Annotated in this window: 29 protein-coding genes and 1 pseudogene; 14 read left to right on the top strand and 16 right to left on the bottom strand. The window is 70.2% G+C overall.

Translation table 11 applies throughout. The features are described from left to right. Nucleotides 1-28: 28 nt before the first annotated feature. The gene (locus ACFWY9_RS14070) at nt 29-703 is read right to left on the bottom strand and encodes an enoyl-CoA hydratase-related protein (RefSeq protein WP_378323302.1); all 675 of its coding nucleotides are present in this window, start codon (nt 701-703) and stop codon (nt 29-31) included. A 2-nt stretch (nt 704-705) separates the two neighbouring features. Continuing rightward, a complete protein-coding gene (locus tag ACFWY9_RS14065; RefSeq protein ID WP_378339025.1) occupies nt 706-1,365 on the bottom strand; it encodes a TetR/AcrR family transcriptional regulator in 660 nt (219 codons plus the stop codon). A gap of 117 nt (nt 1,366-1,482) precedes the next feature. Here ACFWY9_RS14065 and ACFWY9_RS14060 point away from each other — a divergent pair, with 117 nt between their 5' ends. The 4 genes from ACFWY9_RS14060 to ACFWY9_RS14045 are packed head-to-tail and all read left to right on the top strand — an operon-like array spanning nt 1,483 to nt 4,862. Continuing rightward, nucleotides 1,483-1,836, top strand: coding sequence for a GatB/YqeY domain-containing protein (locus ACFWY9_RS14060; RefSeq protein WP_378339024.1), 354 nt, complete (start codon nt 1,483-1,485; stop codon nt 1,834-1,836). A 15-nt stretch (nt 1,837-1,851) separates the two neighbouring features. After that, nucleotides 1,852-2,919, top strand: coding sequence for a tyrosine-type recombinase/integrase (locus tag ACFWY9_RS14055; RefSeq protein WP_378339023.1), 1,068 nt, complete (start codon nt 1,852-1,854; stop codon nt 2,917-2,919). Nucleotides 2,920-2,966: 47 nt separating this feature from the next. Beyond that, nucleotides 2,967-4,205 carry a PAS domain-containing protein gene (locus ACFWY9_RS14050; RefSeq protein ID WP_378339022.1) on the top strand — a complete coding sequence of 413 codons (1,239 nt, stop codon included), beginning with the start codon at nt 2,967-2,969 and terminating at the stop codon, nt 4,203-4,205. 9 nt (nt 4,206-4,214) lie between these two features. Further along, a complete protein-coding gene (locus tag ACFWY9_RS14045; RefSeq protein ID WP_378323308.1) occupies nt 4,215-4,862 on the top strand; it encodes a class I SAM-dependent methyltransferase in 648 nt (215 codons plus the stop codon). Between the two features lie 20 nt (nt 4,863-4,882). Here the strand turns inward: ACFWY9_RS14045 and ACFWY9_RS14040 are convergent, their stop codons facing one another. Next, nucleotides 4,883-5,185: a hypothetical protein gene (locus ACFWY9_RS14040; protein ID WP_378323309.1), complete on the bottom strand. Its 303-nt coding sequence runs from the start codon at nt 5,183-5,185 to the stop codon at nt 4,883-4,885. A gap of 195 nt (nt 5,186-5,380) precedes the next feature. Then, complete coding sequence (locus tag ACFWY9_RS14035) at nt 5,381-5,542, bottom strand: hypothetical protein (RefSeq protein ID WP_378323310.1); 162 nt, start codon at nt 5,540-5,542, stop codon at nt 5,381-5,383. A gap of 25 nt (nt 5,543-5,567) precedes the next feature. Here ACFWY9_RS14035 and ACFWY9_RS14030 point away from each other — a divergent pair, with 25 nt between their 5' ends. Beyond that, the gene (locus tag ACFWY9_RS14030; protein ID WP_378323311.1) at nt 5,568-6,086 is read left to right on the top strand and encodes a CGNR zinc finger domain-containing protein; all 519 of its coding nucleotides are present in this window, start codon (nt 5,568-5,570) and stop codon (nt 6,084-6,086) included. A gap of 46 nt (nt 6,087-6,132) precedes the next feature. Further along, nucleotides 6,133-6,915 carry an SGNH/GDSL hydrolase family protein gene (locus ACFWY9_RS14025; RefSeq protein ID WP_378339021.1) on the top strand — a complete coding sequence of 261 codons (783 nt, stop codon included), beginning with the start codon at nt 6,133-6,135 and terminating at the stop codon, nt 6,913-6,915. Here the strand turns inward: ACFWY9_RS14025 and ACFWY9_RS14020 are convergent. Genes ACFWY9_RS14020 through ACFWY9_RS14000 form a run of 5 tightly spaced genes read right to left on the bottom strand, consistent with a single transcriptional unit; the run spans nt 6,909 to nt 9,264 of the window. Next, nucleotides 6,909-7,487, bottom strand: coding sequence for a TetR/AcrR family transcriptional regulator (locus ACFWY9_RS14020; RefSeq protein ID WP_378323313.1), 579 nt, complete (start codon nt 7,485-7,487; stop codon nt 6,909-6,911). The two genes, ACFWY9_RS14025 and ACFWY9_RS14020, sit on opposite strands and share 7 nt — an antisense overlap. 21 nt (nt 7,488-7,508) lie before the next feature. Next, nucleotides 7,509-7,961, bottom strand: coding sequence for an SRPBCC domain-containing protein (locus ACFWY9_RS14015; protein WP_378323314.1), 453 nt, complete (start codon nt 7,959-7,961; stop codon nt 7,509-7,511). Next, nucleotides 7,958-8,275, bottom strand: a complete 318-nt coding sequence (locus ACFWY9_RS14010) for a metalloregulator ArsR/SmtB family transcription factor (protein WP_378339020.1) — start codon at nt 8,273-8,275, stop codon at nt 7,958-7,960. Before ACFWY9_RS14010 ends, ACFWY9_RS14015 begins: the two co-directional genes overlap by 4 nt. Beyond that, the gene (locus ACFWY9_RS14005) at nt 8,275-8,661 is read right to left on the bottom strand and encodes a VOC family protein (protein WP_378339019.1); all 387 of its coding nucleotides are present in this window, start codon (nt 8,659-8,661) and stop codon (nt 8,275-8,277) included. The genes ACFWY9_RS14010 and ACFWY9_RS14005 overlap by 1 nt, the downstream gene beginning before the upstream one ends. Before the next feature lie 54 nt (nt 8,662-8,715). Then, nucleotides 8,716-9,264: a cysteine hydrolase family protein gene (locus ACFWY9_RS14000; protein ID WP_378323319.1), complete on the bottom strand. Its 549-nt coding sequence runs from the start codon at nt 9,262-9,264 to the stop codon at nt 8,716-8,718. A gap of 178 nt (nt 9,265-9,442) precedes the next feature. Between ACFWY9_RS14000 and ACFWY9_RS13995 the strand changes: the two genes are divergently transcribed. The 4 genes from ACFWY9_RS13995 to ACFWY9_RS13980 all read left to right on the top strand — a co-directional run bounded on the left by ACFWY9_RS13995 (nt 9,443) and on the right by ACFWY9_RS13980 (nt 13,616). After that, nucleotides 9,443-10,333 (top strand): helix-turn-helix domain-containing protein, encoded by an 891-nt coding sequence (locus ACFWY9_RS13995; protein WP_378323320.1) that lies wholly within the window; start codon nt 9,443-9,445, stop codon nt 10,331-10,333. 59 nt (nt 10,334-10,392) lie between these two features. Continuing rightward, nucleotides 10,393-11,601, top strand: coding sequence for an epoxide hydrolase family protein (locus ACFWY9_RS13990; protein ID WP_378323321.1), 1,209 nt, complete (start codon nt 10,393-10,395; stop codon nt 11,599-11,601). 15 nt (nt 11,602-11,616) lie between these two features. Continuing rightward, nucleotides 11,617-12,072 (top strand): SRPBCC family protein, encoded by a 456-nt coding sequence (locus tag ACFWY9_RS13985; RefSeq protein ID WP_378339018.1) that lies wholly within the window; start codon nt 11,617-11,619, stop codon nt 12,070-12,072. Between the two features lie 191 nt (nt 12,073-12,263). Further along, the gene (locus ACFWY9_RS13980) at nt 12,264-13,616 is read left to right on the top strand and encodes an MFS transporter (RefSeq protein ID WP_378339017.1); all 1,353 of its coding nucleotides are present in this window, start codon (nt 12,264-12,266) and stop codon (nt 13,614-13,616) included. Nucleotides 13,617-13,698: 82 nt separating this feature from the next. Here ACFWY9_RS13980 and ACFWY9_RS13975 read toward each other — a convergent pair whose 3' ends face one another. The 3 genes from ACFWY9_RS13975 to ACFWY9_RS13965 form a co-directional block, all read right to left on the bottom strand. Continuing rightward, on the bottom strand, nt 13,699-15,081 hold the full coding sequence (locus tag ACFWY9_RS13975) for an SPFH domain-containing protein (RefSeq protein WP_378323323.1): 1,383 nt from the start codon (nt 15,079-15,081) through the stop codon (nt 13,699-13,701). Nucleotides 15,082-15,144: 63 nt separating this feature from the next. After that, nucleotides 15,145-15,579, bottom strand: a complete 435-nt coding sequence (locus tag ACFWY9_RS13970) for an NfeD family protein (protein ID WP_378339016.1) — start codon at nt 15,577-15,579, stop codon at nt 15,145-15,147. A 93-nt stretch (nt 15,580-15,672) separates the two neighbouring features. Then, nucleotides 15,673-16,476: a DUF3097 domain-containing protein gene (locus ACFWY9_RS13965; RefSeq protein ID WP_378323325.1), complete on the bottom strand. Its 804-nt coding sequence runs from the start codon at nt 16,474-16,476 to the stop codon at nt 15,673-15,675. 150 nt (nt 16,477-16,626) lie between these two features. On the opposite strand from ACFWY9_RS13965, the gene ACFWY9_RS13960 reads away from it, so the two are divergent. Then, complete coding sequence (locus ACFWY9_RS13960; RefSeq protein ID WP_378323326.1) at nt 16,627-16,935, top strand: hypothetical protein; 309 nt, start codon at nt 16,627-16,629, stop codon at nt 16,933-16,935. 2 nt (nt 16,936-16,937) lie between these two features. Next, complete coding sequence (locus ACFWY9_RS13955; RefSeq protein WP_378323328.1) at nt 16,938-17,435, top strand: LLM class flavin-dependent oxidoreductase; 498 nt, start codon at nt 16,938-16,940, stop codon at nt 17,433-17,435. Between the two features lie 16 nt (nt 17,436-17,451). Here ACFWY9_RS13955 and ACFWY9_RS13950 read toward each other — a convergent pair whose 3' ends face one another. From ACFWY9_RS13950 to ACFWY9_RS13935, 4 genes are all read right to left on the bottom strand, one after another. Next, nucleotides 17,452-18,126 (bottom strand): GAF domain-containing protein, encoded by a 675-nt coding sequence (locus ACFWY9_RS13950; protein ID WP_378339015.1) that lies wholly within the window; start codon nt 18,124-18,126, stop codon nt 17,452-17,454. Nucleotides 18,127-18,187: 61 nt separating this feature from the next. After that, entirely contained in the window at nt 18,188-19,072 is an 885-nt protein-coding gene (locus ACFWY9_RS13945; RefSeq protein ID WP_378339014.1) for an aminoglycoside phosphotransferase family protein, read from the bottom strand. After that, entirely contained in the window at nt 19,072-19,887 is an 816-nt protein-coding gene (locus ACFWY9_RS13940) for an SCO1664 family protein (protein ID WP_378339013.1), read from the bottom strand. The genes ACFWY9_RS13945 and ACFWY9_RS13940 overlap by 1 nt, the downstream gene beginning before the upstream one ends. A gap of 7 nt (nt 19,888-19,894) precedes the next feature. Beyond that, the gene (locus ACFWY9_RS13935; protein ID WP_378323333.1) at nt 19,895-20,470 is read right to left on the bottom strand and encodes a DUF3090 domain-containing protein; all 576 of its coding nucleotides are present in this window, start codon (nt 20,468-20,470) and stop codon (nt 19,895-19,897) included. Between the two features lie 81 nt (nt 20,471-20,551). Here ACFWY9_RS13935 and ACFWY9_RS13930 point away from each other — a divergent pair, with 81 nt between their 5' ends. After that, the gene (locus ACFWY9_RS13930; protein WP_378339012.1) at nt 20,552-22,492 is read left to right on the top strand and encodes a prolyl oligopeptidase family serine peptidase; all 1,941 of its coding nucleotides are present in this window, start codon (nt 20,552-20,554) and stop codon (nt 22,490-22,492) included. Then, nucleotides 22,489-22,717 (top strand): annotated as a pseudogene (locus tag ACFWY9_RS13925) (hypothetical protein); the annotation flags it as partial. The gene ACFWY9_RS13930 and the pseudogene ACFWY9_RS13925, both read left to right, overlap by 4 nt.

The raw sequence follows: 22,717 nt of genomic DNA, 5'->3' as shown, positions 1-22,717 counted from the left end.
CTGCCGATGCGTCCCACCCCCAGACGCGTCAGCCGACGGGTTTCGCCACCGGGGCCCGGAGTTCGGCCAGCGCGGCGGCGAACATCGTGGACTTGATGGCGGCGAGGGTGCCGCGGTCCTTGCCCGCCAGCGCGCGGACGCGCTCCGTGGCGGTCTCGACCAGTTCGGCCGCCTCGGCGGTGGCGTCGATCAGGCCGAGCTCCCTGGCATCGGGACCACCGAAGCGCCGTCCGGTGGTCATCGACTCGATCGCGGCGGCCGGGGTGAGCTTGCTCTGGATGAGCGCGGCCATCGCCGGGGTGAAGGGGATGGTGATATCGACTTCGGGAAGACAGAAGTAGCCCCGGTCGGCCCGCATCACGCGGAAATCGTGTGCCAGGGCGAGCATCGCGCCCGCTGCGAAGGCGTGACCGTTGATCGCGGCCACGGTCGGGACGCCGAGGGTGAGCACGCGGGCGAACAACTCGTTCACCTCGGCGAGGTAGCTCTCCGCCTGGTCGCCGTGGCCCATCAGCCACTCCAGGTCGAGCCCGTTGGAGTAGAACCTGCCGCCGCCGGTGGTGACCAGCGCGGCGGGGTCGGTGCTGTCGGCGACGGTGTCGAGTAGCGAGTGGACGGTCTTGAGCCACTCCGGGGAGAAGCGGTTCTCGTCGTCCCCGAGGTCGAGCACGAAAACGGGGCCCTGGTTGCGTAGTTCCGGCACGGTCAGTCCTTTGTGGTCGGTCTGGCGGGGTGGGTACGGGGCGGTGGCGGGACGGAGAGCACCGCGCGGACGGCGGCGGCGAGCCGTTCCCGTGCGTCGGCGCCGATCGGCGCCGGCCTGTCCAGGGGGCCGGTCAGTGCCCGCCGGAACAAGGCCGTGGGCAGGTCGACCACGCAGGTGGTGAGCACCTCGACGGCGGCGCCGTCGCGACGTCCCCAGCGCAGGTGGGTCAGCCGGACGAGCAGCGCCACGACCCTCTTGTCCAGTGCCAGCAAGGCATCGGCGATTTCGGCAGGCAGCTGCGGGCCGAGCAGGTCGTCCTTTTTGACGGTGAGCAGCATCCGGGCCGCGGCCGGGCGCCGGAGCGCGAACACGGCGGCGGTGTCGGCGGCCGCGACCACCGCGGCCGCGCTGTCCCCGGCGTCGCCGAGAGCCGCTTCGACCAGTTCGGTCTGCAGGTCGAGGAAATCGGTGGCCGCGCGCAGCCAGACCTGGCCCAGCAACGCACTGATCGAGCCGAAGGCGTGGTAGATCGTGCCGTTCGGCACACCGGCGGCCGCCGCGAGCGTCCGCACGGTGACCTTCCCCGCACCGATCTCGGCGACCAGTCGCTCGGCGGTGTCGAGCACCTGATGCAGGTCGTGAACGCGAGGGCGGGCCATGCGGGAACCATAACAGAGCACGTGCTCCAAAACCAGCACCGTCGGATACACCCTCCTTAGTGGACACTTCCGGGGAAACGATTCGACGCTCTCGCCGGGGTCGGTTAGCTTTCTCCTATGCGTACCGAGCTCAGGCGTGGTCTGACAGCCGCCATCAAGGACCGGGACCGGGTCGCCATCGCGGCGCTCCGCTCGGCCCTGGCAGCCATCGAGAACGCCGAAGCCGTCCCCGTCGAGCAGTCCCAGAAGGTCAGCGGCGAGCACGTCGCCGGTGCGGCGGTGGGCCTCGGCGCCGCCGAGGTCGAGCGGCGTCACCTGACCGAAGACGACGTGCGTGAGATCGTCGCGCGGGAGGTCGGCGAGCGTACGGCCTCCGCCGCCGAGTACGAGCGGCTCGGCCGCGGCGACGACGCCGATCGGCTTCGCGCGGAGGCGGACGTCCTCGGCGGTTATCTGCCCACCGACCGCTGAGCTAAGGTCGGCGAAGTGACTGGGCAGCCCGTGGACCTCGAGCCGGTGACGCGTCCGGCCGCGCTCGACGCGGCGACCCCGTCGGAACGGCTGGCGCGGCTCGATCAGGCGGCGGCCCAGCACGTCGAGACTCAGCGGCCTGCCAACACGCTCAAGGCGTACGCGCAGGATTGGCAGGTGTGGGAGGACTACACCGCCGAACTCGGCATCCCGCTGCTGTCGGGTTCGATCGGCGCGCTGACCGGGTTCGTGGTGTGGCTGGAGCGCGGGCGCACACTACGTCCGGGCGAGCGTGCCGATCCCGCGGTACCCGAACGCGCGGCGCCCGCCGCTCCCGCGACCATCGAACGGCGGCTCACCGGCGCGCTCGCCGGGCTGCGTCAGCACCAGGTGACCGTCGACGCCGAGGCCAGCCGGGCCGCGTGGCGTGCGCTGAAGGGCTATCGCCAGCGTCTCGCGCAGCAGGGTGTCCGCCGGGGCAGGGGCAAGGCGACCATGGTCACCCTCGCCGATCTGCGGGCGATGTCGCGGGCCTGCCCGGACACCGTCGCCGGGCTCCGCGACCGGGCGATGCTGCTCATCGGGTTCCCGATCGCCGCTCGCAGTTCGGATCTGGTGAATCTGCTCGTCACCGACGTCGTCCAGCCCGACGACCGCGGCCTGGCCGTCACGGTCCGGCACGGCAAGAGCATCGGCGACATGGTGGTCCCCCGCCGCGAGCATCCCGAAACCGATCCGGTGCGCGCGTGGCGGGCCTGGCTCGCGGCCGCGGAACTCGGCCGCGACGAGCCGGGTCCCGCGTTCCGCCGGATCGACCGGCACGGCAACGTCGGCACGCAGGCGCTGACCACTGCCGGTGTCAACCAGATCCTCGGCCGCGCGGGGGTACGCGCCGGGCTGCCCTACGCGGTGACCGGGCACTCGCTGCGCTCCGGGTTCGCGACCGAGGCCCGGCGGGCCGGGGCGGACGATCTCGCCATCGCCGACCAGGGCCGGTGGGTCCGCGGCAGCCGCGCGCTCTACGAGTACATCCGGCGGGTGGACCAGTGGAAGGACAACGCCGCGGGCGCACTGGACCTCTGACGCTATCTTGGATACCTGACGGCCGTGCGGTATGCGAGGTGAGAGTCGTGCACGAGGCTTTGAGGTCGGTGGCCGACAGCGCCTTGTTCGGGGTGACCGCCGCGCCCTATCTCGTCCTCGACGCGAATCTGCGGATCCAGGCCGCCAATCCGGCGTACTTGGGTGCCACCGGGCGTTCGCCCGAGGAGCTGATCGGCGCGTTCATGTTCGACGCGTTCCCGGACAACCCCGCAGACCCCGATGCCACCGGGGTACGCAATCTGAGTGCTTCGCTGGAGCGGGTGCTCCGGCGAAGCACGGCGCACGACATGGGGGTGCAACGCTACGACATCCCCGATTCCCGCAATCCGGGGGTGTTCCGGACCAAGACGTGGGGCCCGGTCAACTCTCCCCTGACCGACAACGACGGGCACGTCGTCGGGGCCCTGCACCACGTCGAGGACATCACGGCGGTGCAAGACCTTTTCACGGACGGCAACGCGGTGGCTCTGGCCGCAGAGTTGCAGCAGCCATCGGCGGTACTGCGGCGCGCGGCGCTGGCCGCCGCGCGCTACGACCGCGCGCTCGCCTCCGCACGGGCCGTTTCGACCCACCGAGACGTGCTGTGGCACCGCATCGTCCACGCCGCGCGGGAGGCACGGCGCGGCGGTTGCGCGGCCGCCGTCTGCGCCGCCGCGGCGGAGGAGCTCCCGGGGATCGACGCGGTCGCCGTCACCCTGCGCGCGTCGAGGTGGTCACACCATCGGCTCGCCGCCAGCGAGGAGTGGGCAGGGTATGCGGAGGAACTACAACTGGCCGCCGGCGAAGGGCCCTCGGTCGCCGCGTTCCTCACCGGGAAGCCGGTCCTCATGTCCGATCTGTCGGCCCACGGCATCTCCTGGCCCGACTACACCGACGCGGCTTCCGAACTCGGCATCGCGGGGGTCTTCGCGTTTCCCCTCCAGACCGCCGACAGGGTCATGGGAACCTTGACCTGCTATCGGCGATCCGGTCATGTCCCGTCCGCCGCCACGATCGCGGACGCCGAGGCGTTCGCCGAAATGGCGTCGGTGGTGCTCCGTGCCGACCTCGATACCGACTTCGTCATCGACTTCGACGCGAACGACAAGAACATCGACGCCGTCGCCGCGGAAGTCCTGGCCGAGGCGCACGGCATCAGTCTCGACGAGGCGTTCCGGCGAATGCGCATCGCCCACCAGGTCAGCGGCCGGCGCCTGGCCGAGATCGCCCGCGACGTCCTGGCTCGCCATACCGGGAACCACGGATACCGGACCGACCGCGGGTAGCGTGGGGACATGCGTGATCCCTGGGGCCTCAACGAGCGGATGTTCGGCTTCTACTACCCCATCCTCATGGGACTCTCCGAGCGCGCCGGACACAGCGAGACGCGGCGGGAGCTGCTGGCGGACGCCCGGGGCCGCACCTGCGAGATCGGCGCGGGAAGCGGCTACAACCTGCCGCACTACACCGATGCGGTGTCGGAGCTGATCGTCACCGAACCCAGCCCGCACATGCGGCGGCACCTGCGCGGGAAGCTGGCGGCGAGCCCGCCACCGGTCGGCGCGTGGGAACTCACCGAAGCCGGCGCCGAGAACCTGCCGTTTCCGGACGAATCCTTCGACACGGTCGTCGGTACGTACGTGCACTGCACCGTCCCGAGCCCGGTCCGGGCGCTCGCGGAGATCCACCGCGTGCTGCGTCCTGGTGGCCGGTATCTGTTCATCGAGCACGTCCGGGGCGCGGACGGCAGCCTCATCGGAGCCGTGCAGGACGCGCTGGAAGTGCCGCACCGCTACTTCGCGGCCGGCTGTTACCCGAACCGGCGCACCGAGCGGATCCTGCGCGACTCCCCGCTGACCGTCGAGCGGCTCGAACACTCGACGCTGCCACTCGGCCTGCTCACGGTGCGGCCCATCATCATCGGCAGCGCGAGCCGGGACTGACCGTCGGCGGCACCGGCCGGTCAGCCGGCCCGGCAGTGGTTCCCGTGCACGATCAGCACGCCTTGGGTTCCCACACCCTGAACCACGGAGCACGAGTAGTTGATCCGGTCGAGCTTGTCGACGATCACCCCCATACCCGAGTCCGGCGTACCAGTGCAGCTGTTACCTATGACAGCCGGGAAGGACGGGCCGCTCCCCAGCGTCGACGCGCTCTGGCACACGTAGATGAGACCGTTGGTGGCGAGTGCGCTGCCGCCAGTCATGAACAGGCTGGCCGCCAGCGGAAGGGCGGCCAGTGCCGCACCGAGACGGGTTCGGTTCATGCTGCCCATCTGACGACGTCGGCCGGTGTGGCGTCAGCCGCCGGTCAGGTGAAACAGGTGGCAACACCCGGCACGTAACCACTGGTGGCGCTTCTCGGTCACGTCGCGCCGGCGTGACGCGCCGAGCACACTGTCCACAGTGGAGGCACGACGAGTGAGTGCGCCGCGCCCTTTCCCGAAGCCGCCATTGTCCGGCTACGGCGACGGCCGCGTGGCACCGACGACCCAGCCGTCGACCCGCACCAGCCAGCTTCCACAGAAACAGCGCGTGTAGTCGACGCTGCCCTGCGAAACCGACTGGCGCGCCGGGAGTTCCGCGAGTGGCCAACCACACCGGGGACACCTGTTCTCGTTCATACCCCGATCGTGATGTAATGAGTTTGTGCATTTCAACCCTTACGGTGGGCCCGCCGCGCAGCTGGCCGCCGACCTGGCGAACTTCGCCGCGCGGGGCGCCGATGACGAGGCCCGCGCGCTCGTACTGGACCGTGGGATGACACCGGCGCCGCCGACGGCCGACGAGACGGCGCGAATCCTCGAGTGGGGCGAGCGGCTGCTGCCCGTTTTCGCCGCCGCTCCCGATGACCGCGTCGACCTGGTGAACGCGCTGCTCGCGACCGCGGCCTGCCGTCCGTACATCTCCCGCCACGACGGCAAACCGCCCCATCTGCACTACGCCAGCGAGCACGCCGATCCGGTGAGCCGGGTCCGCGCGTTCACCGCGGGCGGCCTGGCCCATCTGGTCTGCGAGGATCCCGAGCGGCTCGGCGTCTGCGCTCGCGAGGGCTGCGGAACGGCCTATGTGGACGTCTCGCGTAACGGCCGCCGCCGGTATTGCACGGCCCGCTGCGCGACACGGGTGCACGTCGCCGAACATCGCGCCCGGCGTCTCAGCGCGTGACCACCTCCCCCGGCGAGGCGTGCGGGCCGCCGCATAGACTGCCGTGGTGAGCAACCGCTTAGTTTGTTTAGGTGACTCTTTCACCGAGGGCGTCGGCGACGACGATCCCGCGGCGCCGAACGGCGTCCGCGGCTGGGCCGACCGTGTCGCGGAACAACTCGCCGCCCACGAGCCGGGCTTCCGGTACGCCAACCTCGCGATCCGCGGCAAGCTCCTGAGGCAGGTGCTCGCCGAGCAGCTCCGGCCCGCACTCGACCTCGGTCCCGATCTGGTGACGCTCTACGCGGGCGGGAACGATCTGATGCGGCCGAAGGTCGACATCGACGCGCTGGCCGAGTCCTACGAGCAGGCCGTCGGACGGCTGCGCGCCAGCGGCGCCCGGGTCGTGCTGTTCACCGGAGTGGACGGTGTCGAGGACGCGCTCTTCCGCAAGATCCGGGGCCGGGTGGCGATCTACAACGAATTCGTGCGTGGAATCGCCGCACGGCACGACGCGCTGCTCGTGGACATGTGGGCGATGCGGCAGCTGCGCGACCGGCGGCTGTGGGCACCCGACCGCCTCCACCTCAACGCGCTGGGACACACCGAGATCGCCATCGCGGTCCTCGACGCGCTGGGCGCGCCGCACCGGCTCACGCCCGCCACGCTCGGCCCCCGTGTCGTCCTCAGTCCCCAGGAACGACGGAGCCAGAACCTCCAGTGGAGCAAGGAACACGCGGTGCCGTGGCTGCGGCGCAGGCTGCGCGGCGAATCCTCGGGCGACACGCTCAGCCCGAAGCGGCCGCGCCTCGAACCCTTCGGCGCGGCGGCGGTCCCGGAAGGTCAGTGACGAGCCGGGCGAAGGCCGTCGAACATGATCTTCACGGTGCGGCACCGCAGTTCCCGGTCCGCGCCGACGTGTTCGGCCGCCTTCGCGGTGCCGATGATGACCGGGATCAGCTCGTCGGTGTGCAGGTCGGCCCGCACCGCGCCGGCTTCCTGCGCGCGCCGCAGGATGACGCCCAGCGCGTGGACGAGCCGGATGCCCACGACCGATCCGGTCGTGGGCACCGTGACGCCGGCCGCGGTGAGCGCCTCGAAATAGGCATTCTTGGCGCTCGCCATTTCAATCCAGCTGGTAAGGAAATCGAAGAAAGCGCCACCCGGATCCGCGGAATTCGCCGCCACGACTGCCTCGGCCTCGTCCACGAACCGGTTCAGCCGCGCGTAGAGCACGGCCTCCAGCAACGCTTCCTTGGTCGGGAAATGCCGGAACACGGTGCCGATCCCGACCCCGGCCGCGCGGGCGACCTCCTCGGTCGGGGCACCGGTTCCCTTGGCGGCGAACACGCTCTCCGCGGCTTCGAGTACCCGGGCCCGGTTACGCCTGGCATCGGCGCGCAGCGGTTTCGCATCCGTCACGAGCGTCGATGGTAGACCTGCTCAATCGGGCAGCGCGTCCAGCAGGCGGGCGAGGGCCTTCGGGACGTGCGAACGCCAGCCCCCGCCCATGATCCGCCGGGAGATCCGCTGGAACTCGTCGTCCGGGTCGAACCCCTCGTGGGTCAGCAGCAGCCGGGTCCCGCGCCCCTCCGGCACGAGCCGCCACGTCACAGTCCACTGTGGACCCCAGCGGATGCTGAGCACGCGTTCGGGATCGGCCTCCAGCACCTCGCACGCCACCGGCCCGCCGGCGAACCCGGCGGCGGGAACCGGCTCGGCGATCAGCTCGAACCGGTGTCCCACAACGGGTTTGATGTCGTTGGGCATATTGGTCCAGCGTTCGAGCAGCGCCGGTTCGGTGAGCGCGCGCCACACCTTGCGCGCCGGATGCGGCAGGAACTGATCGACATGGATCGCCGTCGGATCCTCGTCGTTGCCGGCGGGTCCGGTCACAGGTCCTCCTCGTCCAGCAGGTCACGCAGGTTGGCGAGTTTCGCCCGCCAGAAACGTTCATACGGGGTGAGCCAGGCCGAAACCTCTTCGAGTGGACCGGCGTCGAGCGAGTACACGCGGTTGCGGCCCTGTCGCTGTTCGGTCACCAGGCCGGCCTCCCGCAGGACACGAAGGTGCTCGGACAGGCTCGGACGGCGCATGTCGAAGCGCTCGGCGAGCTGCCCGGCGGCCATCGGACCGTCGAGCAGCAGGCGCAGCACCTCGCGCCGGGCCGGGTTCGCCAGCGCGGCGAAGACGTCGTCGTGGACCGGCACTAGCGCGGCCGGTTCCCGAACTCGGACGGCTCCAGCAGGCTGATCGCGTTTCCGTCGAGGTCCTTGATCGATGTCGCCCTGCCCCACGGCATCTTCTGCGGGTCCTCGACCTCGACGCCGGCATCCCGCAGCTCGGCGACATCCGCGTCGACGTCGCCGGTGTGCAGCTGGATGTGCAGCGGGCCGACGAGGTCGAGGCCGCCGACCTGGTAGTCGACGAGGACGAGCCCCGTCTGCGCGCCCTTCGGGGCCACCATGACGAACTGGCCGTGCGGGCCACGATGGTCGAGGAGCAGCTCGAACCCGAGCGTGCCGACGTAGAAGTCGCGCGCCTTGGCGTGGTCGGCGACCGGGACGGTGAGGAACTGGACATGGCTGATGTTCATGCCTGCCACAATAAGTAGGAGATTTCCTACGCGTCAAGTGCGAACGCGCCGCCCTCAGCCGAGAGACCACTCGGCGCAGGACACGACCTCGAATCCCCGGCTGGGGAAGACCTTGTCCATGAAGAAGTCGTGCGTCGCCTGATCACCGTCGGCACATCCGTCCCGCAGCACGGTCACCCGGTAGTCGCGATCCGCGGCGTCGTAGCACGTCGCGGCCACCATCGCGCTGGTCGCGACGCCCGCGATCACGAGGGTGTCCACGCCGTTGGACCGGAGCACGAGGTCGAGATCGGTGCCGGCGAACGCGCTGGCGCGGCGTTTCAGCACGACGACGTCCTCGTCGGCGACCGGCAGATCGATCTCGGTTCCGGCCGATCCCTGGTGAAAGTCGTCGCCGGCTTCGTAGAAGCTCCGGAACATCGCGTTGCCCGGCGGCAGGTCCGTGCCGTTGCCCCGCACAGCGAAGCGCACGAACACCACGAGTGCACCGGCCGCGCGGGCGCGCGGGAGCAGTTCGGTGAGCGGCGGCAGGACTTCCCTGGCGAACGGGTAGCCGCCGGTGATGCCTCGCTGGAGGTCACCGATGATCAGTGCGGTGGTCACGACAGGCTCCCGTCCCGGCCGCGCCGTCCGGCGGCCATGGTGTTCGCGAAGGTCAGCAGTGCGTAGCGAAGCTACCGGTCGCGATGATCCGCCCACGCGGGGGCCGATGAGGCAACTCAGCGGCTCGATCAGGCGAAACGAAGCGGTACCGCGGCGGGCGGTCGGTAATCTTGACGGCATGGTGTTCGATTCCGCGCGGTTCGACCTCCAGCCCTACGTCGGCTTCGACATGGATCGCTACGTTCGCCGGACGTACTGCAGCTGGCAGGACACGGGCTGGCAGTCGCTGCTCGTGCAGCGGTTCGAGCATGTCTCGGTCGCCGAGGACATGCAGTTGCCCGCCATCGCGGATCTGCACCTGGTGCTGCCGGTCGCGGGGCAGGCCGTGATGGAGACGCGGGACGGTGGCCGCGCGCGCCGTTCACTGTGGACACCGGGGCAGCTCGAACTGAAAGTCCCCGGCCGGTCCGTCCTCAATGGATATCGCGGCGACGACGCGATGCGCAGCATTCAGGTCCACATCCCACGTGACACGGTCGAGACGGTCGCGGCGCAACTGGGTGGCTACACAGTGGACTACGAGGCCATGGCCGCGTCCGTCGCCGCGGGCGACCCGCTGATCGAGGAAATGGTCCGGACGGTCGGGTTCCTGGGCGAGCCCGACGATCTGTACGCCGAGTCGGCGGCCGCCTTCCTGACCATGCACCTGCTCACCCGTCATGCACGGCCGTCGGCTCCGCAGGCGATGACGCGGGAGGACACGCGAATTCGCGCGGCCGTCGCGGTGATGCGTGATCGGCTCGCCGATCCGATCACGTTGGCCGACATCGCCGACGAAGTCCACCTCAGCGTCTTCCACCTCGTCCGCGTCTTCAAGGACGCGACCGGCGTGACGCCGTACCGCTACCTCTCCCGGCTGCGGATCGAGGAGGCGAAGCGGCTGCTGCACGACACCGACCTCGCGATCGCCCAGATCGCGGTACGGTGTGGCTTCGCCAGTCCCGGCGCACTGTCGGCCGCGTTTCTGCGGCACACCGGGGCGCGTCCCTCGGTCTATCGCAATTCCTGATCGCGGCGCCGCAATCTCACACATGGGCACCGCGATCACCCGTACTTAGTGTTGGTCCCATGAACGACGTCTCTCCCATCGCGGAGCCGGTGGCCGAGATCGAGCCCTACGCCATTCACATCCCCGAGCAGGACCTGGCCGATCTGCGTGCCCGCCTGGAGCGGGTCCGGCTCCCCGAACCGGAGACCGTGCCGGACGCGACGCAAGGACTCGAACTGCGGCGGCTGGAGACGTTGCTCGATGCGTGGCGAGAACACGACTGGCGCGCGAAAGAAGCCCAGTGGAACGCGATCCCGCACTACCGGGCGAGTCTTGACGGATTGGGTATCGCGTTCTGGCATGTCCGCTCGCCGGAGCCGGCGGCGATGCCGCTGCTGCTGACGCACGGCTGGCCGGGCTCGGTGCTCGAATTCGAGGACGTTCTCGGGCCGTTGACCGATCCGGTCGCGCACGGCGGTTCCGCGGCCGACGCCTTCCACGTGGTCGTTCCGGCACTGCCGGGGTTCGGGTTCAGCGACCGGCCCCGCGAACAGGGCTGGCACCCGGGCCGCACCGCCCGGGCTTGGGCCGGGTTGATGACCGTGCTCGGCTACCCGCGATTCGGTGCACACGGCGGGGATTGGGGCGCTCAGGTGAGCACCGAGCTGGCACGTCTGGTTCCCGAGCGGGTCACGGGCCTGCACCTGACGATGCCCTTGGCGTCTCCCCTGCCGGAGGACCGGATCTCCCCGGATCCGGCCGAACAACGGCTGCTGGACCGCCGTGATCTGCATCTGATGGACGGCTACGGCTTCGGGACGCAGATGAGCACGCGTCCCCAGACGATCGGGTACGCCCTGCTCGACTCACCGGCCGGGCTGGCCGCGTGGCTCGGGGAGAAGTTCGCCGCCTACGGCGACAACCGGCCCGAAGCCGGGAGCCGCATGAGCGTGGCGAAGCAGGTCGACACCATCGCGCTCTACTGGCTGACCGGCACCGGCGCCTCGACCGCCCGGTGGTACTGGGAGGCGATGCGGTGGGTACCGCGCAGCGCGGAGGAGGAGAACGCCCGGCCCGTCACCGTCCCCACCGCCTGCTCGCTGTTCCCCGCCGACCCCTGGCCGACCGCCCGCCGCTGGGCGGAACGGCGCTACCGGGATCTCCGGTCCTGGCACGAACTGGACCGCGGTGGGCATTTTCCCGGCCTGGAACAACCGGATCTCCTGGTGGCCGAACTCCGGGACGCGTTCCGCGAGCTGCGTTCTCCAGCTACTGACAGCACAACATAAGTAAGGAACTCTGGAATGCAGTCATACGACGTCATCGCCGAATCGTCCGCACCGCCGGCCGCGGTGTGGACGTTGCTGCTCGACCCGCAGAGCTGGCCCGAATGGTCGCGTGTGGACGCACTCGAACCCGGTCAGTCACACGGCCTCTCCCCCGACGGGCAGGACGACGTCGGGGCGACCCGCGCCTTCCGCACCGGGAAGGCCGTGACCAAGGAACGGATCACGGCCCTCGAACCCGGACGCCGATTCGCTTACGAGGGCGCGGAAAACCCGCAGATGAGGGACTACCAGGCCGCCGTCGAACTGTGCGAGATGCCGGGCGGCGGAACGCGGATCCGGTGGCACGGCACGTATCTGGCCCGGCCCGGGATGCGCTGGTTCTTCCAGTGGTACCTGCGCCGCTTCATGCAGTCAATGGCCACCGGCCTCGCCGACTACGCCGCCACCGTTCCCGCTGCCCGCCGCGGTTGAGACCGCCGGATGTGCTGAAGGACGCCTTCGGTGCGCTCGATGCACTGAAGGCGTCCTTCAGCACGGCCAACGCACTGAAAGCGTCCTTCAGCTCCGGGGACAACGGACGGGAAATCTTCGTGGTGAGTCATCGTCAAACGGAGGCCCAGCCCGCACCATAGGGTGACATCGGTCACAGGAGGTGTGCGGACATGGTCTTGGGAGACAACGACGTCACCCACACGGCGGCGGCCTCGGAATCCCCGGGTGGTCGTCGCGTCCAGGTGCGGCGGGCGGCGCTGGCGAGTGCGATCGGCACCACCATCGAGTGGTACGACTTCTTCCTCTACAACACCGCGGCGGCGCTCGTCTTCCCACATCTGTTCTTCCCCGCGTCCAGTAGTTACGCGGGGGCGATGCAGTCGTTCGCGACCTACGCCGTCGGGTTCGCCGCACGCCCGGTCGGCGCGGCGATCTTCGGGCACTGGGGTGACCGGATCGGCCGGAAAGCCACACTGATCGTCACGCTGCTGCTGATGGGGATCTCCTCCGGCGTCGTCGGGCTGCTGCCAGAGACCGCCACGATCGGGTTCGCCGCGCCGCTGATCCTGGTGCTGCTGCGGCTGGTCCAGGGCATCGCGATCGGCGGCGAGTGGAGCGGGTCGGTGCTTCTCGCGATGGAATGGGGCGATCAGCGCAAACGCGGGCTGCTCGGCAGTTTCGCCCAGGTCGGTGTCCCGGTCGGGCTGGTGCTCGGCACGGGCGGGATGACGCTGCTGTCCGCGACGCTCTCCCCCGCCGCGTTCGACAGCTGGGGCTGGCGGCTGCCGTTCCTGGCGAGCCTGCTGCTGGTCGTGGTCGGGCTGGTCATCCGGCTGAAGATCCTGGAGACGCCGATGTTCGCCGCGGCGGTCTTCCAGGGGCGTACCTCCCGTACCCCGGTGCTGGACGCGGTGCGGCACCACTGGCGGGAAATCCTGCTGTCGGCGGGTTTGCGGTTCAGCGAGCAGATGCCGTTCTACCTGTTCACCAGTTACGTGCTGGTGTACGTGGTTTCGCGGCATGAGTTCAGCAAGACGTTCGTGCTCAACGCGGTCCTCGTCGGGGCGGCGCTCGAACTGGCCATGATCCCGTGGTTTTCCCAGCTGTCGGACCGGATCGGCCGGAAACAGGTGTATCTCGCGGGTGCGGTTCTGACCGGGCTCATCGCGTTCCCGTACTTCGCGGTGCTGACCAATGGCGGGCACGTCGCGATCTTCGTCGTCGTGGTGCTCGCGTTCGTGCCGCACGCGTTGCAGTACGGGCCGCAGGCGGCGCTGATCGGGGAGAGCTTCCCGACGCATCTGCGGTACGGCGGGGCGGGGCTCGGCTATCAGCTCGCGTCGGTGTTCGCGGGCGGTCCGGCGCCGTTGCTGGCGACCTGGTTGCTGCACGTGACCGGGACGCCGTACTCGATTTCGGTGTACATTGTAATCGCGGCGGTGATCACCGTGTTGTGTGTCCGCGGCCTCCGCGATCGCTCGCGGGCCGATATCGACGACGTCACGGTGTACCGGCGCTCCTGATGTGCTGAAGGGGACTTTCCTCGCATCGGATGCGACGAAAGTCCCCTTCAGCACGTGTTATCGGAGGAAAGTCCCCTTCAGCTCAGCGCCGCGGCGGGCCACCGAACGGGCCCTGCTGCGGGAACGGGCCGCTGTTCGGGTCCTGGCCACCGAACTGCTGGCCGGGCGGCGGGGTCTGCGGCGGCGGACCCTGGTACTGCCCGCCCGGCGGCGTCGCGGGCGGCTGGGGCTGCGGCAGCGACTGCGGGGGTGCCGACGGTGCCTGCGGCGTGGCAGGCGGCGGGGTCGGCTCCGCGGCGGCCTCCGGCGGCTGCTCGGCCGGTCGGCTCGCCTGGAGCGACGGCCGCGCGGACGGGGTGCCCAGTGCCGGAACTTCCTTGCGTGCCACCGCTTCCGCGGCCGCGACGGCCTCGGCGACCTTCGGGTCGCTGGAGGTGTCGAACCAGCCGGCGACCTCGTCGTCCTCGAGTTCCGGCTTCTCCGGGGTGTCCTCCTTGGGCGGTTCGTAGCGGAACACGCCGTCGTCGCCGGGAGCGCCGAGCGCGCGGGCGAAGCCTTCGAGGGCCTTGCCGTAGTCGCTGGGGATCATCCAGACCTTGTTCGCGTCGCCCTGCGCCATCTGCGGGAGCGTCTGCAGGTACTGGTACGCCAGCACCTCGGGCGTCGGGCGGCCCGCCTTGATCGCGGCGAACACCTTCTCGATCGCCTTCGCCTGGCCCTGCGCCTGCAGGTAGCGGGCGGCACGTTCACCCTGCGCGCGCAGGATGCGCGACTGCCGTTCCGCCTCGGCGGCGAGGATCGCGGCCTGCTTGGACCCTTCCGCGGCGAGGATCTGGCTCTGCTTCTGCCCTTCCGCGGTCTTGATCGCGGACTCCCGCTGCCCTTCGGCCGTCAGGATCATCGCGCGCTTCTCCCGGTCGGCGCGCATCTGCTTCTCCATGGAGTCCTGAATGGACGGTGGCGGGTCGATCGCCTTCAGCTCGACACGGGCGACGCGGATGCCCCAGCGGCCGGTGGCCTCGTCCAGGACGCCGCGCAGCTGGCTGTTGATCGAGTCACGGGAGGTCAGGGTCTGTTCGAGGCTCATGCCACCGACGACGTTTCGCAGCGTCGTGGTGGTCAGCTGCTCGACACCTACGATGTAGTTGGAGATCTCGTAGACCGCGGCGCGCGAGTCGGTGACCTGGAAGTACACGACTGTGTCGATCGAGACGGTCAGGTTGTCCTCGGTGATCACCGGCTGCGGCGGGAACGAGACGACCTGTTCGCGCAGGTCGATACGGGCGCGCACCTTGTCAAGGAACGGCACCAGGAAGGTCAGGCCCGGTGAGGCCACGGTCCGGAACCGGCCCAGCCGTTCGATGACGGCGGACTGCGCCTGCGGCACCACCATGATCGCCTTGGCCACGGTGATGATCACGAACAGGGCGAGCAGCGCGACCACGACGATCGCTATTGTCGTCAAGAGAGTTTCCCCTTACCTCGTACCGTTTTCTTGGGCTGTGCCTGGCGTGTCACCGAGGGGATCTCATGGTGCCTCCGCGACGATGGCGGTCGCTCCGGAGATCTCGACCACGGTCACCTTGACGCCGGGCGCCATCGGCGGATGCGCCTCCGACATCGCGCGGGCGGACCAGACCTCGCCGCCGATCTTGACCTGTCCGGCGTCGAAATCCACAGTGGACAGAACGACCGCGCGGGCGCCGATCAGCGCGTCGGTGTTGGTCCGCACGTCGGGTCCGGCGAGGAAGCGGCGTTTGAGAGTGGGCCGCACGAGCACGAGCATGCCGACCGAGGCGACGGCGAACACGGCGACGGCGATGAAGACGTTCCCGGTCAGCGCGGCCGATCCGGCCCCGAACAGCGCGCCGACGCCGATCATGATCAGCACGAAGTCCCCGGAGAGCACTTCGGCGATCATCAGGACGATGCCGAGGATCAGGAAGACGAGGGCCGCTGTCATGACCACATGCTCTCAGAAAGCATCGGCGCGCACCGTTCAAGTGACACGCCGTGACCGACGCGTGACCTTGGACGAATCGGACATTCCGGCCGCCTACGCCGGTTCGGTGACGAAGTCGATGAGCCGTTCGACGGCGCCGATCAACGGCGTCTCGAGATCGCGGTAGCTGCTCACTCCGGCGAGGACCCGTTGCCAGCCCTCATAGGGTTCGCCCCAGCCGAGTTCGGCACAGACGCCTTCCTTCCATTCGGTTCCGCGCGGGACCCGCGGCCAGGCGCGGATACCGACCGCGGCCGGTTTCACCGCTTCCCAGACGTCGATGTAGGGGTGCCCGGTGACCAGGACGTTCCCGTCGCGGATCCGGTCGACCAGCCGGGATTCCTTGCTGCCCGCGACGAGGTGGTCGACCAGCACGCCGAGCCTGCGGCCGGGGCCGGTGCCGAATTCGGCGATGCGGTCGGCGAGGACGTCGACGCCGTCCAGTGGTTCGACGACCACGCCCTCGACCCGGAGGTCGTGTCCCCACACGCGTTCCACGAGTTCGGCGTCGTGCTTGCCTTCGACCCAGATGCGCGAGTCGCGCGCGACGCGGGCTTGCAATCCCTGCACTCGTACCGATCCGGACGCCGACACCTGCTTGACCGGTGCGCGGGTGTTCTTGACCGGGACGAGTGTGACCGGCTTGCCCTCCAGGAGGAACGCCGCGGGGGCGAGCGGGAAGACGCGGTGGCGGCCTCGGGCGTCTTCGAGCACGACGTTCCCGTACTCGATCTTCACCACGGCACCGCAGTATCCGCTGGCCGGATCCTCGACCACGAGGCCGGGTTCGGCGGGAACCTCGGGGATCTTGCGCTTGCGGGGGCCGCTCAGCACGTCGTCATACGAATGGGAACGCACGGCCGACCACGCTAGCGGCGTCCCCTGCTCGCGTCCCCGCGCCACGCCGAAGACTCCTGTCCGCTCGGGTGTGGCCTGATTCTTTCGCATGATGACTATCGGGCCACTCGTCTGGGACGGTGTCCGGCGGTCAGGCTCGGCGTATGAGCAATGAGGACGCGGAGATCGGTGTGGTGGTGGCCGGACGGGAGGACGAGCGGCCACCCGAGGAGGCCCTGGCGGTCGCGGGCTTGGCGGATCAGCTGGGCTACCGGCTCGGTGGCCGCGCTGTCCGGGCGCCCTGCCGGGGTGGCGCTGGGGACCTCCAGCGTCCGGGTGGTGGAAGGAATCCACCAGCGTTCGCGCGCACACGCCGTCACCATGCTGGCGGAGACCGCCGAGGCGGTGGCTCGTCAGCTGCACGATCCCGGTGATGAGCAGTTGCGGGCACAAGGCTTCCGCCGCCTGGCGGGCAGTTGACCGTGGCGGCGTTCGGGGACCGCGCGATCGCCGTCGCCGCCCGGTACGCGGATCGCATGCTTCTGGATCTCGTCTCCCCCGCCCAGGTCGCCCGGCTACGCGCCAAACTCGACGTCGCCGCACGACCCGCCGGGACCACCCCGCCGCGGTTGGTGGCCTGGCTGCCCGCCGCGGTCGACCCCGACGGCGCCGCGTACACCCAGATCCTGGGCAGCATCGCCGGGTGTCTGACCGTGCGCGGCTACGCCGAGATGTTCCTCGAAGCCGGATACGGCCGGGCCGTCGAACTCGCCCGCGCCGGTGCCGACCGGACTCAGTTGATCGACGCTCTTCCCCGGGAGGCAGCTCACGCGGTCGGTCTGGTCGGTGATCTCGACGCCGTGCGGGGACGGATTCGCGACTACACCGCCGCGGGCCTCGACAAGATCGCCGTCCTGCCCGCCGCTGTCAGCGACGAGCACGGCCGCCGCACCCTCACCGCGCTCGCGCCCGGCGCGTGACCGGTGGGGTGCGTCGTCACGGGCCGCGGAAACCGTTGTCGGTCAGCATGTTCCAGCGCAAGGCGCGGCCGGTGGCTCGGGCCAGGACCGTCAGCAGCGTCGTGTCGACGGCCGCGAGCCCGTCCTTCCGGTGGTGATGGACGGACAGCACGCCGAGCACCGCGCCGGTGGCGGGGTCGGGCAACGGGATCGACCGGACGGTCCGGACGTTGGCCTCGAACAGCACCTCACGCGACCGGTCGTCGAAGAGTGGGCTCAGCGTGACGTCGGGGACGGTGACGGCCTGTGCCCGGGTGAGCGCGGAGGCACAGGCCGATCCAGTGGTGCCCACCACGGCGAAGAACTCGAGAAATGACGGGGCGAAGCCGCGCTGAGTGACGATCCGCAGCCCGTTGGCGCCGGTCAGTTGCACGTTGCCCGCCTCGGCGTCGGTGTGCTGCAGCGCGGTCGTGAGCAAGGCCGTCAACAGGCGCGGCTTATCGGTGGCGGCGAGGAAATAGGGATCGAGATAATCCAGCCGGGGGTACCGCTCCTGATCGTGGGACGCCGTCAGTGGGATGATCCGCCTCTCGGTCGCGGCGAGTTCGGCGGAGATCTGGTACTGCTGCCATCGCCGCATGGCTTCGCGAGCCTTCGCAGCGTGTTCCGACAACCGGGCGAACGCCCGATCCAGTTCGTCGGGTTCGGGCATCTTCGGGTTGTACCGCACGTGGGCGCCGAACACCAGGCCGTGCCCGATCGCGACGATCCGGTCAGGACGCCATACGCAGCAACGTGTCGGTGTAGGCGCTGGGTGCGTCGCGGCGAAGCGCGGGAAGTGCGACCAGCGGCGCCAGCGCGGCGCACCACTGCCGGACCCGCTGGTAATCCGCGTCGAGGTAAGGCCGGAGCGCGTCGATCCCGTCGTCGAGACCGCCGCCTTCGGCGAGCGGGAGCAGTACCCAGTCGACGACGTCGATGGCCGGGTCGCCGAGACTCGGCCGTGGGTCGATGGCGACGCTGCCGCGGCCGGGCCCGCCATCGAGGACGTTGGCGGGATGCAGATCCCCGTGCAGCAGGACGACCGGGCCGGTCGCCGCGAGTTCGGCGGCGCGGGCACGTGCCGCGCGCAGCACATCATGGGGCAGGTGGCGTTCGGCCGCCGAGCCGCGCCATCGGCGTTCCGAGATTTCGAAGATCCGCTCGCAGCGTTCGGCGAGTGTGGGGAATTCCGCGCGCGGAGGGACAGCGTGCACCTGGCCGATGAGTTCGCCGATCTCCGCCCAGGGCACCGCGCCGCCGCGTTCGCTCAGCTGGGTACCGGGTTCGAGCCCCTCCAGCAGCAGGGCCCCGACATCGAGTTCGACGTCGAGGACCTGCACTACGCGCGAACAGCCCGCCCAGGCGAGCAGGGCCGTCGCCTCGTCCACGGCGATCTGCCGTTCGGGCGTCAGTTTCAGCACGACGGACCGGCCGTCGCCGTCCACGCAGAGCAGGGTGCGTCCAGTGTTGCCCGGCTTCGCGTCACGGATCTCGAGATTCCACCGCGCCACCAACATGTCGACGAGATCCGGCAGCGCGTCGCACCACTCGGTGACTTCCGGGCCGAAGCGATCGATGAGCCGCGCGCGGGTGGCTTCGTCGATGATCTCGGTCATCAGAACAGCGGCCAGGGAATGGCGCGCCAGTCGTCGCCGGGTTCGGGGAAGACACCGGCGTCGAGCAGCGCGTCGGTGCGGGCGCCCAGTGCGTGGATCTCGGCGCGGGTCAGGTGTTCGGCGAGGTCGGCGCCGAGCGGGCCGTCGAGCTGCACCCGCAGCTTGCGCAGTTTCTCGACGATGTCCTCTGGCAGCTCTTCGCCGACCCAGCCCCACAGCACGGTCCGCAGTTTCGGGTCGGTGTGCAGGCAGATGCCGTGGTCGACCCCGTAGACGCGGCCGTCGTGCCCGGCGAGCAGGTGTCCGCCCTTGCGGTCGGTGTTGTTGACGACGACGTCGAGCGCGGCCAGTTCGCGCAGCCCGGGGTGATCGGCGTGGGCGAGCACGGCGGGATCGCCGAAGCGGTCGTGGGCGTGCAGCACGATCCGCCAGCCGTCGGGAACGGCTTCGGGAGCGCGGACGTCGACGACGTCGTCCTCGGTGGTCTCCACCCACAGTTGCACCATGCCGACGCCGAACGGCCCGTCACGCAGGACGGTCGGCGGGACGGCGCCCAGTCCGCTCGCCTCGGCGATCAGGGCGGTGGCGACCTCGCGGCCGGCGAGGGTGCCGTCGGGGAAGTCCCACAGCGGGCGCTCCCCCGAGACCGGCTTGTACACCACGTTCCCGGTGACGCCGTCGAGTTCGATCTCGCAGAACAGGGTCGTGTTGGAGGCGTCGACGAGCCTGCCTTCGACGCTGATCCGGCCGTGCGTGACGAGCGCGGTGGCCGCGGGGTCGGCGGGTTCGGGGTGCCCCGCCCGGATGTGCGCCACGAGTGGTTCAGTCCTCGATGACGTCGACGTCGCGGCGGTACCCGTTCTGACGCGGGCAGATGTGGCCGGCGGGGTCCAGCGGTTCACCGCACAGCGGGCACGGTTTGCGCCCGGCGTTGACGACCCTGTCGGCGCGTTCGGCGAAGGCGCGCGCGGCGACAGGGCTGAGGAACACGCGCACCGCGTCGGGGCCTTCCTCGGTGTCGTCGAGTACGACCGTTTCGTCGATCTCACCCTCGGTGATCGCGAGCAGCTCGATCACGACTGCGCTGCTTTCGGCGTCCCAGCCGATGCCCATGGTGCCGACGCGGAACTCCTCCTCGACCGGCACGGCGAGCGGGTCGACGTCGACGAGGTCCTCGGGCACCTCCTCGGGGACCTCCGCGCCGAACCGGTTCGCGACCTCCTCCAGCAGGGAGCTCAGCCGCTCGGCGAGGACCACCACCTGCTGTTTTTCGATGGTCACACTGATCGTGCGCACGTCCTCGGAGGCCTGGAGGTAGAACGTGCGGTCGCCAGGCTCGCCGACGGTCCCTGCGACGAACCGGTCGGGCTGGCGGAAGACGTGGATTACGCGCGACATAACACCTCCGACCCTAGGCCACCGGAGGGTGATCGGCATCCGCCGCCCCTGCTTCGGCGCGCCGGGAGCTAACCTCTGGGCGTGTCGCGGATCTCCCCATACGGAACATGGACCTCACCCATCACCGCCGCGTCGGCCGCCGCGGCGGGTGGTGGACCACAGTGGCTGGACGCGGTCGGTGCCGAACTCTGGTGGGCCGAGGCCCGGCCCGGCGAGGGCGGGCGGGTCGCACTCGTGCGGGCGCTGCCGGACGGCGGGACCGAGGACGTCCTGCCCGCGCCGTGGAACGTGCGCAACCGGGTCCACGAGTACGGTGGCCGCCCGTGGACCGTGGCCGGGGACACCGTGGTGTTCACGCACTGGGCGGACCAGCGCGTGCACGCTCGGTACCCGTCCGGTGACGTGGTCGCGCTGACGCCGGAACCCGAAGTGCCCCAAGGCGTCCGGTACGGCGATCTGCGGCAGGGACGGCCGGGTGAGGTGTGGGCGGTGCGGGAACGCGGCGTCGGGCCGAAGCGCTCGGACGTCGCCAGGGAGCTGGTCGCGATCCCGATCGACGGCGGTGCCGAGCGGGTACTGACGGCGAGCCACCACTTCCTGACCGGACCGCAGCTGTCCCCCGGCGGCACACACGCGGTCTGGCTGGGCTGGGACCATCCGGCGATGCCATGGGACGGCACGGAACTGTGCGTGGCCGAGGTCTCGCCGGACGGGACGTTCGGCCCGCACCGGGTGCTGGCGGGCGGCGTGGACATCGCGGTGTGCCAGGTCGAATGGGAGGCCGACGGCACGCTGCTCGCGCTGCTCGACCCGGACGGCTGGTGGAACCTGCACCGGATCGGGCTCGACGGCTCGGTGCGGAACCTGGCGCCGGTGTCCCGCGAACTGGGCGGGCCGCTGTGGAAGCTCGGGATGCGCTGGTTCGCACCGCTCGGCGGCGGGCGGCACGCGGTACTGGACGCCGGCACGCTCGCGGTGCTGGACGAGTCCGCCGGGACGGTGACGCCGGTACCGGCCGCGGCGGACCTCGTCGAATGGTCGTCGACCTGCTTGACCGCCTACGCGGGCGGTGTCGCCGGGATCGCGGCCGGGGCCGTGCGCGAGTCGGCCGTGGTGCACGTGGACCTGGCCGAGGGCACTCGCCGCGAGCTGACGCCGCAGTCGGCGGAGCTGCCGTCCGAGGAGTTCCTCCCCCGGCCGGAGGAGCGGGAGTTCACCACCGCCGAGGGCGAATCCGTGCCCGCCTACGTCTTTCCCCCGGCGAACCCGGAATTCACCGCGCCCGAAGGCGAACTCCCGCCGTACCTCGTGCTCGCGCACGGAGGCCCCACGGGCCGGTACTTCCCTTCGCTCGAACTGGACATCGCGTTCTTCACCAGCCGCGGGATCGGGATCGTCGCGGTGAACTACGGCGGTTCGACCGGCTACGGCAGGAAGTTCCGCGAGCGGCTGCGCGAGCAGTGGGGTGTCGTGGACGTCGCCGACTGCGCCGCCGTCGCCGAGGCCCTGGTCGCCGAAGGCGTGGCCGACGGGCGGCGGCTGGGGATCCGGGGCGGCAGCGCGGGCGGGTTCACTTCGGCGGCGTCGCTGACCATGACCCGGACCTACCGCGCGGGCACGGTGATGTACCCGATCCTGGATCTGACCGGCTGGACGGGCGAGGGCGGCGAGACGCACGATTTCGAGTCGCGTTATCTGGACAGCCTGATCGGCCCGTTGCCCGAGACGGCCGAGCGATATCGGGAGCGTTCGCCGATCCACCACGCCGGCACGCTCGCCGGGCCGGTGTTGTTCCTGCAGGGGCTGGAGGACGAGATCTGCCCGCCGGAGCAGGCGGATCGATTCGTCGCGTCGCTCGCCGGGCGCGGGATCGAGCACGCCTATCTGACGTTTCCCGGAGAGCAGCACGGTTTCCGTCGTGCGGAGACGATCGTCGCGGTGCTGGAGGCGGAGTTGTCCTTCTACGGGCAGGTGTTCGGTTTCGAGCCCGCGGATGTGCCGCGGCTGGAGCTGTCGCGATGAGGCCACCGCGGCTGCGCGAGGGCGACACGATCGCGCTCGTCGCACCGGCGGGGCCGGTGCCCCAGGCGTTGCTCGACGCCGCGCTTCCGGTGTTGCGCGGCTGGGGTGTGCGGGTCCGGGGCGGCCCGGGGGGGGGGGGCGCGCCCGCGCCCCCCCCGGTTATGTGCGCTTTGGTCCAGTGTCGTTTAAACAACATAACCAGCCCCCCCCAAAAGAAAAGTTTAT

Origin of the sequence: Amycolatopsis sp. NPDC059027 (assembly GCF_042739735.1) — a bacterium.
Lineage (GTDB): Bacteria > Actinomycetota > Actinomycetes > Mycobacteriales > Pseudonocardiaceae > Amycolatopsis.
The sequence above is the reverse complement of the archived record's forward strand: the minus strand, read 5'-3'. Positions and strand labels throughout refer to the sequence as shown.

Bases quoted from the DNA above. Each gene is read 5' to 3' on its own strand.
- ACFWY9_RS14065 (WP_378339025.1), bottom strand. From the start codon at position 1,365: ATGGCCCGCCCTCGCGTTCACGACCTGCATCAGGTGCTCGACACCGCC.
- ACFWY9_RS14060 (WP_378339024.1), top strand. From the start codon at position 1,483: ATGCGTACCGAGCTCAGGCGTGGTCTGACAGCCGCCATCAAGGACCGG.
- ACFWY9_RS14045 (WP_378323308.1), top strand. From the start codon at position 4,215: ATGCGTGATCCCTGGGGCCTCAACGAGCGGATGTTCGGCTTCTACTAC.
- ACFWY9_RS14040 (WP_378323309.1), bottom strand. From the start codon at position 5,185: ATGAACCGAACCCGTCTCGGTGCGGCACTGGCCGCCCTTCCGCTGGCG.
- ACFWY9_RS14035 (WP_378323310.1), bottom strand. From the start codon at position 5,542: ATGAACGAGAACAGGTGTCCCCGGTGTGGTTGGCCACTCGCGGAACTC.
- ACFWY9_RS14005 (WP_378339019.1), bottom strand. From the start codon at position 8,661: ATGAACATCAGCCATGTCCAGTTCCTCACCGTCCCGGTCGCCGACCAC.
- ACFWY9_RS13995 (WP_378323320.1), top strand. From the start codon at position 9,443: ATGGTGTTCGATTCCGCGCGGTTCGACCTCCAGCCCTACGTCGGCTTC.
- ACFWY9_RS13990 (WP_378323321.1), top strand. From the start codon at position 10,393: ATGAACGACGTCTCTCCCATCGCGGAGCCGGTGGCCGAGATCGAGCCC.
- ACFWY9_RS13985 (WP_378339018.1), top strand. From the start codon at position 11,617: ATGCAGTCATACGACGTCATCGCCGAATCGTCCGCACCGCCGGCCGCG.
- ACFWY9_RS13980 (WP_378339017.1), top strand. From the start codon at position 12,264: ATGGTCTTGGGAGACAACGACGTCACCCACACGGCGGCGGCCTCGGAA.
- ACFWY9_RS13970 (WP_378339016.1), bottom strand. From the start codon at position 15,579: ATGACAGCGGCCCTCGTCTTCCTGATCCTCGGCATCGTCCTGATGATC.
- ACFWY9_RS13960 (WP_378323326.1), top strand. From the start codon at position 16,627: ATGAGGACGCGGAGATCGGTGTGGTGGTGGCCGGACGGGAGGACGAGC.
- ACFWY9_RS13950 (WP_378339015.1), bottom strand. From the start codon at position 18,126: ATGCCCGAACCCGACGAACTGGATCGGGCGTTCGCCCGGTTGTCGGAA.
- ACFWY9_RS13945 (WP_378339014.1), bottom strand. From the start codon at position 19,072: ATGACCGAGATCATCGACGAAGCCACCCGCGCGCGGCTCATCGATCGC.
- ACFWY9_RS13935 (WP_378323333.1), bottom strand. From the start codon at position 20,470: ATGTCGCGCGTAATCCACGTCTTCCGCCAGCCCGACCGGTTCGTCGCA.